The sequence below is a fragment of the Pseudoalteromonas sp. CO109Y genome (assembly GCF_004208935.1).
Taxonomy (GTDB): domain Bacteria; phylum Pseudomonadota; class Gammaproteobacteria; order Enterobacterales; family Alteromonadaceae; genus Pseudoalteromonas; species Pseudoalteromonas shioyasakiensis.
The window spans coordinates 119,161-129,037 of sequence record NZ_SGPD01000019.1; the positions used below are offsets into that span (position 1 = coordinate 119,161).

General features: G+C 41.3%; 9 protein-coding genes. 6 read left to right on the plus strand and 3 right to left on the minus strand.

The features are described from left to right. Positions 1–25 precede the first annotated feature (25 nt). The 6 genes from zipA (at position 26) to msrB (ending at position 4,666) form a co-directional block, all read left to right on the plus strand. Positions 26–754, plus strand: a complete 729-nt coding sequence (gene zipA, locus EXT43_RS08150; protein ID WP_062566961.1) for a cell division protein ZipA — start codon at positions 26–28, stop codon at positions 752–754. Positions 755–836: 82 nt separating this feature from the next. Then, complete coding sequence (ligA, locus tag EXT43_RS08155; protein ID WP_130166746.1) at positions 837–2,858, plus strand: NAD-dependent DNA ligase LigA; 2,022 nt, start codon at positions 837–839, stop codon at positions 2,856–2,858. Continuing rightward, entirely contained in the window at positions 2,851–3,195 is a 345-nt protein-coding gene (locus EXT43_RS08160) for a DUF3392 family protein (protein ID WP_130166747.1), read from the plus strand. Before ligA ends, EXT43_RS08160 begins: the two co-directional genes overlap by 8 nt. Further along, positions 3,192–3,680, plus strand: a complete 489-nt coding sequence (locus EXT43_RS08165; RefSeq protein ID WP_054553711.1) for a DUF2919 domain-containing protein — start codon at positions 3,192–3,194, stop codon at positions 3,678–3,680. The genes EXT43_RS08160 and EXT43_RS08165 overlap by 4 nt, the downstream gene beginning before the upstream one ends. Positions 3,681–3,689: 9 nt before the next feature. Continuing rightward, positions 3,690–4,142: a hypothetical protein gene (locus EXT43_RS08170; RefSeq protein ID WP_130166748.1), complete on the plus strand. Its 453-nt coding sequence runs from the start codon at positions 3,690–3,692 to the stop codon at positions 4,140–4,142. Between the two features lie 80 nt (positions 4,143–4,222). Continuing rightward, positions 4,223–4,666 carry a peptide-methionine (R)-S-oxide reductase MsrB gene (gene msrB, locus EXT43_RS08175; RefSeq protein WP_054563630.1) on the plus strand — a complete coding sequence of 148 codons (444 nt, stop codon included), beginning with the start codon at positions 4,223–4,225 and terminating at the stop codon, positions 4,664–4,666. 29 nt (positions 4,667–4,695) lie between these two features. Here msrB and EXT43_RS08180 read toward each other — a convergent pair whose 3' ends face one another. The 3 genes from EXT43_RS08180 to EXT43_RS08190 are packed head-to-tail and all read right to left on the minus strand — an operon-like array spanning position 4,696 to position 9,659. Then, entirely contained in the window at positions 4,696–6,645 is a 1,950-nt protein-coding gene (locus EXT43_RS08180) for an ATP-binding protein (protein ID WP_062566965.1), read from the minus strand. Then, positions 6,642–8,018, minus strand: a complete 1,377-nt coding sequence (locus EXT43_RS08185) for an extracellular solute-binding protein (protein ID WP_130166749.1) — start codon at positions 8,016–8,018, stop codon at positions 6,642–6,644. The genes EXT43_RS08180 and EXT43_RS08185 overlap by 4 nt, the downstream gene beginning before the upstream one ends. Positions 8,019–8,024: 6 nt before the next feature. Next, positions 8,025–9,659, minus strand: a complete 1,635-nt coding sequence (locus EXT43_RS08190; RefSeq protein WP_062566967.1) for a response regulator — start codon at positions 9,657–9,659, stop codon at positions 8,025–8,027. Between the last annotated feature and the right edge of the window lie 218 nt (positions 9,660–9,877).

The following is a 9,877-nucleotide window of genomic DNA, read 5'->3' on the forward strand; positions in this document are numbered from 1 at the left end:
CATATCAAATAATAAAGGTGAGGGGATGGCCGAAGAATTAAGATGGGCTTTAATCGTAATCAGTGTATTTGTCATTGGTGGTTTATTAATTCACGGCTTATGGTCGGTGCGTAAAAAGGACAGCCCAGATACGCCTTCAGTTGAACGGGTTGAACCGAACGAAACAACCAGCGAGGTTCAAGAGCCTGCGACTGCAAAACCGCAAGAACGTGATGAGCCAGAGTTTGGTGATTTAAGCTTTTCAGCAGAAAGTCACGACGAACCAGCTGTTTCAGAACAGGTTGTTGAAGAGCCTGAAGCTAAGCAACAAGAAGTTGAAGAAGAGCCAGCAGATGCACAAGCTCCAACCGATTTCATTATTGTGCATTTACAAATGCCAGAGGGCTTAACAATGGATGGCAGCCAATTATTGCCAGCCGTTAATATGTTAGGCTTTAAGTATTCTGAAGAAGGTTTCTTTAACCGTCACTTAGACCCAGCAGGCACAGGCCCGGTGTTATTCCGTTTAGTGAATATGTACAACCCAGGCACGTTCGATATTGATAATATGGAACAGTTCAGCACGGCAGGTGTTAGCTTATTTATGACCTTACCGTGTGATGGTGACGGTCTAAGTGCATTCAATATGTTGCACAGTGCAGCTAAAAAGCTAGCCGATGAATTTGGTGCAACTATTTTAGATAGCAACCGTGAAGAAATGACGGTTGAAAGCGTTCGTGAGTATGTTGAGAAAGTACGCAGCTTTTCAGCTTAGTCGCACACACAGAGTATAAGTATTAGGCCACTTGGCGTTAAGTCGTCGAAGTGGCTTTTTTATGTAGATTTTTGAGGTTTTCATGTCCAGCCCTATCTTTGAGCAAATTAGCCAACTTCGTGCCCAGTTAGAAGAGCATAACCATAATTATTATGTGCTGGATGCACCTAGCATTCCTGATGCTGAATATGACCGTTTAATGCGCGAATTAAGCGCCCTTGAGCAAGCTAATCCTGAGTTTCAAAGCCCTGACTCACCAAGCCAAAAAGTCGGTGGCGCAGCACTTGATAAGTTTGAGCAAGTCACTCACCAAGTGCCAATGCTGTCACTTGATAATGCCTTTTCAGAAGAAGAGTTTGCCGCATTTAACCGCCGTATCAAAGAGCGTTTAATGGACAACAATGAGCTGACTTTTTGTTGTGAGCCAAAGCTGGATGGTTTAGCGGTATCGATTATTTATCGTGATGGTGTTTTGGTTCAAGCGGCTACCCGTGGCGATGGTATGGTGGGTGAAAACATCACTCAAAACGTGAAAACAATTCGTAATGTGCCGCTTAAGTTACGTGGCGATGACTTCCCAGCAGAGCTTGAAGTGCGCGGTGAAGTATTTATGGACAGCGCCGGTTTTGCGAAACTAAACAGTGAAGCCGAAAAACGTGGCGACAAAGTTTTCGTTAACCCGCGTAATGCTGCTGCCGGTAGCTTACGTCAGCTTGACTCTAAAGTAACAGCAAAACGTCCACTGATGTTTTATGCCTACAGCACTGGGCTTGTTGCCGATGGGCAGTTACCAGAAGATCATTACCAACAGCTTGCTAAACTTACCGATTGGGGTTTACCACTTTGCCCAGAAACAAAGCTCGTTGAAGGTCAGCAAGCTGCACTTGATTATTATCAAGATATCTTGACGCGTCGAAGTAGCCTTGCCTACGAAATTGACGGTGTGGTTATTAAAGTAAACGACAAAAAACTACAAGAGCGTTTAGGCTTTGTGGCACGTGCACCGCGCTGGGCAATTGCTTTTAAATTCCCTGCGCAGGAAGAAATCACCCAATTACTTGATGTTGAGTTTCAGGTAGGGCGCACAGGCGCAATCACCCCTGTAGCACGATTAGAGCCAGTATTTGTAGGTGGCGTAACGGTATCTAACGCAACGCTTCATAATGGCGATGAAATTGCCCGTTTAGGCGTTAAAATTGGCGATACCGTGATTATTCGCCGTGCAGGTGATGTTATTCCACAAATTACCCAAGTTGTCCTTGAGCGTCGTCCAGACGATGCTAAAGACATTGAATTTCCTGCTACCTGCCCAATTTGTGACTCCCATGTGGAGCGCATTGAAGGTGAAGCGGTTGCCCGTTGTACGGGGGGCTTAGTGTGCCAAGCGCAGCGTAAGCAAGCAATTAAACATTTTGCGTCACGTAAAGCCCTTGATGTTGATGGCTTGGGCGACAAAATTGTTGATCAACTCGTTGATCGTGAGCTTATCAAAACGCCTGCTGATTTATTTATCCTTAAACAAGGGCATTTTGAGTCCCTAGAGCGAATGGGCCCTAAATCTGCTAAGAACTTAGTTAATGCACTACAAGATGCTAAACAAACAACCTTAGCTAAATTCCTATATTCGTTAGGTATTCGTGAAGTGGGTGAAGCAACCGCGCAAAACTTAGCAAACCATTTTTTAACTCTAGAAAAAATCACTCAAGCAAGCGTTGATGCGTTAACTGAAGTAAGTGACGTAGGTGAGATCGTTGCTAAGCATGTACGTGGCTTCTTTAGCGAAGAGCACAATATGGCAGTTGTAAATGCGTTAGTTGAGCAAGGTATTCACTGGCCAGAATTAACAGCGCCGAGCGCCGATGCGCAGCCATTAGCTGGCTTAACTTACGTACTGACCGGCACATTGAGTGAGCTTAATCGTAATGATGCAAAAGCACGTTTACAAGCGTTAGGTGCAAAAGTGTCGGGTAGTGTATCGGCGAAAACAGATGCACTGATTGCGGGTGAAAAAGCAGGCTCAAAATTAACCAAAGCACAAGACTTAGGCATTGATGTGTTAACTGAGGCTGACCTCATTGCACTTTTAAGTGAGCACAATGGATAGTCTATTGCAGGCATTGTCGTCAGTTGCTTTAACAATTGGCAGCTGGCTGCAACCACACCTTTACAATATTTCATTATTGCTGGTGGTGTGTTTTATATCCTTGTATGCAAACGATATTATTAAAGTGACCAAGCACTTTGTCGCGCGTCGTCACTTTATTATTCGCGTGCTTTGCTTTGTGTTGGTCACAGGGTTTGGCATGGGCTTACTTGTGGTGTTTGTAACTCCATTTTTAAGTAAGTTGCTACTGCTACTCGGTGTTAAATGGCTGGCGCTTACACTTACAGCTGCGTTTTTTGTACTTGGCATCATTGCCGATAAGAAGAACCAAATATGAATCGCTACGGTCCAGAATACTGGGATAAACACGGCGCTTATCGAACCCCAGTGGCGTTTCATTTAACTTTGTTAGTGTTGTTACGCAGTTACTTTATATGGATTATGGCGGCGCTCAGCCGTCGCCCTGATTTAGATATCATGTCGCTGTTTTTTAAGTCGAAAAGCGATTTCTTTACAGCCATTGCCATAGCTGCAATCGCCTTATTACCGGCGGTGATCTTTTGTTTACGCCGACCTCAAGAAAATGCTGAAAGTGCCAAACGTCTCGCGTCTATTTGGCGATTTATGCGCTGGCCATTAATTTTGTGTGCAATCACAGATTTAAGTTGGTTAACCTATCAGGCTGCGCACAGTCACTATCAGTTTTCGTTTTTCTTAGCCTGTCAAATGGTGCTGGTTTTATGGGTACTGTTATATTTATTAAAAAGCAGATATCTGTCGGTCTTTTTTAATGATTGGCCAGATCCAATTGAAAAGAAATAGGGCTGCAATATGTTGGCAATTAATAAGCTTTTAGCAAAAATTTCACTCACTATCGCGCTGGTATTAATTGTTTTATGGGTATTTACGCCACTTTGGCACAGTGCTACATTTTCGTTGTTTGTGATGTTATGGGGCTTTATTACTTTATCAAGCCTTTATCGAGTAACTCCGTTATTTGTAGCGCGTAACCCCATTACTGATTTACTAAAGCGTGATGTAAATCAGCTAGCGCTGATAAGTCTGGCTGGTTTATTCGATTTTAAACGCAAAGCTGAGTTTGTATTAATTGGCCAAATTAAGCAGATTGAAATAGGCGAAGGGATAATCCATGTAACTGATGTCAATGACCAGCTGATAACAGCCGTATTAAGTGTTAACAGCAGCCAAATAAATAGTCATTTAGCACAGCTACTTTCTGAGCGTGAACGTGCACAAATAGATATTCGGCTGCAAACACAGTAATTACTAGACGCACGTTGCTTGCCCTTCGTAGTGCTTGTGATGTACTGTGCAACTGTTGTATTCAACCCTGAGGGAGCATTATGTTAACTTGGCAAGATATTTTAGAGTTTGCCCATAACGGTAACCCAACACCTTCACGTCGAGTCGAAAAATCGCCATCGGAATGGCAAGCTGAGCTCGAACAAGATGCATTCTATGTAACCCGTTTAAAAGGCACCGAACGTCCGCACAGCTCTGATTCATGTACGATATTTGAACCAGGTCAATATGCGTGTGTATGTTGTGACAACTTACTTTTTGATGGCGATGAAAAGTTCGATAGTGGCACAGGCTGGCCGTCATTTACTCAGCCTAGCAGTGTTGAAAGCATTGCCTATATCGCGGACTCTAGCCATGGTATGCAGCGCATTGAAGCCGTATGTAATGTTTGCGATGCACATTTAGGACATGTATTTCCTGATGGTCCACCGCCAAGTGGCTTACGCTATTGCATGAATGCTATAGCGATGAAAAAACGCGACTAAGGCGTGTTTAATCTCTATCTAATCATTACCTAATCTAAGTATTGAGCAATGATGAAAATAAGGTGCTCACGGTGAATTGGCTTACTGATTATGTAGTCTGTCAAAATACTGGATTGCGCCTTATCATCTTTTAATACCGATGCTGTAACCGCAATGATTGGAATATGCTTGAAGCGATCATCACTGCGAATTAACTGACTTGCTTCTAATCCGCCCATCACCGGCATTTTTAAATCCATGATGATTAAATCAGGCTGATGCTGCTCAATTTTTTTAAGGGCATCTTCACCATTGATAGCCGTGTCTACGGTAAAGCTCCAGCGCGATAAAAAGGACTCTAAATAGTCACGGTTGTAGGGAATATCATCAACAATCAAAATGCGAGCAGGATTAAAGTGGTAGCTCGAAATAGCGGGGTAGTTACGATGTTTCACTTCATTTTTAGACTCAGCTAATTCAACATTTGGTAAAGACACGATAAACTCACTGCCTTTATCTTTATCGCTGATCACCGATAACTCACCACCCATTAGCTTGATAAAACGCAGTGAAATCGCAAGACCTAAACCCGTACCACCAAACTCCGAACTACGTTGGCCTTGTACTTGTTCAAAATCATTAAAAATAAGATCTTGTTGATCTTTAGGAATACCCTTACCTGTGTCTGTGACATGAATTTTGATATCAATATTGCTGTTGTCATCGTGGGCTTTAAAATCGAAATACACTTTAACACTGCCTTGTGCAGTGAACTTAATGGCATTACTGATTAAGTTGGTTAGTACTTGGCGAACTTTATTGCTATCAAGTAACACAGGGGTTGTTAACTCTGGGTGAGAGCTTATTTGTAAGTCGAGATCTTTTTGCGCACTGAGTTGTAAAAACATCATATTAAGCTCATGGCACATTTTAGGGATTTCTACACGCTCAATATCGAGTTGCATTTTACCAGCATCGATTTTTGATAAATCGAGAATGTCATTCAAAACATTAAGCAGTGAATTACCAGAGATTGATATTGCTTCTAAGTAACGACGCTTATTTTTATCTGTTTCGCTATCTTGTAGTAATTGGCTAAAACCTAGCACTGCATTGAGCGGAGTTCTTAACTCATGCGACATATTAGCTAAAAAGCGACTTTTAGCCTGATTTGATTGTTCAGCTTGCTCTTTAGCGTCAAGGTACTCTTGAGTGCGCTTTGCAACGGTGTCTTCAAGTAAACTATGTTGTTCATGCATGCTGTTTATCTGCTGTCTAACCGCAGCGCGCATCATTTTAAAGCCACTGGCGAGAGTACCTATTTCATCTTGGCTCTTTATATTAATAGGGCAGTTTAAATCACCCGTGGTCACGGCATGAGAAAACTCCACGAGCTGATCAATGGGCTGCAAAATAATTCGGCGAATAATGATATAGGCGATGATAAGTGCGGTTAACAGGTAAATAGCAAACAGCGAAACCGCATTGCTAATAATCGATTTGGTCTTTAACGCTAAGTCTTTATCTGAAAAACTCACCATAACGTAACCGATATTTTCGCCCTGAAAGTTGCTAATTGGCACAGCAACAACATATTGCTGCTCCATGGCTACAATGACATTATGCTTAGGATTGAGCTGTTTTAGCAGCTCTTGGTTAGTTTCTAGGGTATCTACTTTACTGTTATCCGGGTGGGCGGCGATAAAATTATTTTGGTCGATAAAGTAAATCGTTTTTAAATCATCAAAAGTATTATTTTTTAATATGTTCTTTAGGGTAAGACCCTGAATTTTAAGCACCCAACTCCCCACGGTATTATCTTTTGTGAGGCTATTTATTTCTGACAACATGGGCGAGACAATCGCATCAGCTTTTTCACTCATGTTCAAAAGTGTTTGCTCTTTAAGCTCCATTACATGCAACGACGTACTTGCCCCTAAAATAAGGGTAATGGTAAAGCCAATGATCATTAAAATTTTGTGGGCAATACTAATTCTCATTGCTCAATATTGCTCCGTACTTTTAATGCTTGCATATTAGCGTTGATTTTTGCGTCTGTGCTTTTGATTGATTGTTTTATATCTGCACCATAGAAAATTTGGCTAAAGGTTTGCGAAATAATTTCGCCAATAACTGGAAACTCGACCATGCCAGCCTGAAGGCGATCAGGCGTTGCATGCTCAAACACCCATAACATGGCTTTATTAAAGCCAGGTTTGTTTACTAGAGTAAACAGCTTTTCGTGCCACACTTTTTGTCTAGGCGGTGAACCTCCTGTACTAAGTAGTGCGGCGGTCTGCTCACTGGTTGCCCATTGAATAAATAACCATGCAGCATCTTTGTTAGTTGATTTGCTATTAATTGCAAATGCCCATGCCCAAGGAGATGTTTCTCTGGCGATTGGACCTGCAGGCAAGGGGGCTGCTTCCCATTTATTCCAAATATCTGACTCTTCGGCGGTATCTATTTCATTATAAAAATGAGAAGCCAAAAAGGCCGAAGCAAGGCGGCCTTCTTTAAACAGGCGACGAATTTCATAAAAATGCAGTAAGCGGCTGTTATCTGGATTGCCGAACCCTGTTACTAGGTCGCGATACACTTGTAGGCTTTGTGCCGTTTCAGGGCTATTAAAAACAGACTGGCCCTGCGCGTCGATAACTTCAGCGCCATAAGCACGCATAACAGGTAACACAGTCCAAGTGTTTAATCCTGCCCCCGGCAGCGTACGTGAGGCAAATGCATGCATACCATTTAAAGAAGGAGTACGGTCGATTTCTCGTTGTAACTTAACCTTGGTTGCTTGTAGTTGCTCGTAGGTATCGGGAACTGCTAAGTTAAAACGTTCGAAAAGATCTTTGCGATAAAAATAAATTGGCGCAGAAAAATCAAATGGTAACGAATATAGCGTGTTATCAATTTTACAAAGCGCTAGGCTACGCTCACTAATGTCTTCTAACTGATACCAAGTTTTGTCTGTCAGTTTTGGGTTATCAATGTAAGGCTGCAAGGGCTCAATCCAGCCTTGGCTTTGCGCTTCACCTAAAAAGGTAATCCCCATCGGCAGTACATCGTAAAGCCCAGAAGCCTCGCTTAAATCTTGATGGCGACGAACACGCATTTGTGATTGTTCTAAAGCATGAAAGCCAACAGAAATTCCTGTTAGCTGCTCAAATAAAGGAATGTAGGGTTTTAACGCCATAAATGCAGGCTGCTCATCAGCCAAAATATTGATATGGCTGCCTGCTTTACTTTGCCAATTGATACTGGCTTGTTGCCAATGTTGTAATGTTGCTGAGGCAAAGCTGTATTGGCAAAATATTAAAAGCGCAACGCTTAGGAGGGGCTTTTTAAATTTAAACAAAGAAGATGCCATACGCAATTACTCAGCAAGCTTAATTTTTAACTTTGCAGCCAGGGCTTTAATTTTTTCAAAGCGGATTGCTTGTTCATCTTCTAATGTTTGCGCATCGAGCAAGGCAAAACATTTTTTCGCCAGCGCTAAATTAAATGATTGGCCTTGGTTATTTGTATCGAATAAACATTGCAGTAGGTTTAAAGCGATGCTGGCATTTTTAGGCATGATCCTAAATGCTTGGGTGAAGGCTTCTAGCGCCGTATTGAGCTGACCTTTATTAAATTGTGTTACAGCGTGATTATTGAGCTCTTTCGGACCGAGCTTGATATCTCGTCGTTCAGTTTGTTGTTGTTGAATATAACGTAAATACACCGGATCGCTAACTGATGGGTGGCGTTCACAGTGAGTTATTATTTGGTTAAATAGCATCTGTGCTTTGTGGTGAAAACCAAGCTCATGAAACGCTTTCGCCTTATCGAGCGCACCATCTACTGAACGAATTTGAGTGTCACTTTCATCAAGTTGATTGATAAGTGCTTTAGCCTTTTGATGTTCATCCTTTAAATAATGCAAACGCGCATTGAGAACATCAATTTGTGTTTGATTATTACTATTCGGAAACTGCTTTTTTAAATCACTTAAGTACTGGTTTGTCTGTCTTGAAATACGATTAACTTGATCGGTTTGATCCGTCGTTAAAGCAAAATCAATCCCTGCGCGCGCCGCATTTAAATATATATCAGGGTTATCGTGAATTGAGTGTTTTGCGTAACTGGCAATGTCTTTTTGCGTTAAATAATTCTTTTCATAATCGTGATTAAGCAGTGATACATGACTTAAGGTTTTCTGGCGGTCAATGTTACGCGGGGCAATTTCAACAGCTTTACTAAAAAAATCCTGTGCCTCATCAAATTTATTGAGTTTTATTTCTAATCGACCCAGTAAATCAAGCGCAACTAGTCTAGTTTCACTGCGCTGCAACATCGTCTTAAGCATGCGGTGTGCTAGGGTATGTTCATTATTAGCAATAAGCGCTTCGACTAAACCAACTTTTGCCCAAGTAAATTTTTGAATATCGAGCACTGATTTAAAAAAGGTTTTGGCATCTTCAAAGCGCTTAAGGCGAAGTAGGGCGTCGCCTTTTAATCTCAATAGAATGGCGCTGTAACTATTACCTTTGTTTTGCAGCAAGGTATCAATTTGTTTAATTGCTTTGGAGTCATTCCCATCATCAATAAGTTGATAAATTTGATGTAGGTTACTTTTGCGCAATAACACTTTTTCAATACGATTTTTTAATTCGTTAATTGTAAAGGGTTTAACTAAGAAATCATCTGGTTGTAGCTCGAGTACACTGTGAACTAACGAGCCACTTGTTTCAGCTGAAATAAAAATAAAGCCGGTAGAGTTTTTTATAAGACGTTTAGTTTTCAGCTCTTCATAAAGCTGATAACCATCTTGATGTTTACTAAGGTTAAATGAACAAACGATGAGATCGAACTGCTCAATTTGACATTGTTCTTTTGCTGCAATTGCATGCTCAGCAAAACGCAACTGACGAAACCCCAATCCCTCTAAGGACTGTTTCATATAGCTTTGAGCAAGTGGCTGCTCTTCAACTATTAAAATTTTGGCTTTCGAAAAAATCTTTGCAGGCATTGGACTTGCGACTAAGTGACATTAACGATGACTATAATAAACAGTCTAGCTGCTGACAAGGCAAATTACAGCTTTTGCAATGATTTAAAGTTTAGCTTTGGGTTATATCAATAAAGGGAGTAGTGAGTGATAGATATTAGAAGTTAGATATTAGAAGTTAGATATTAGAAGTTAGATATTAGAAGTTAGATATTAGAAGTTAGATATTAGAAGTTAGA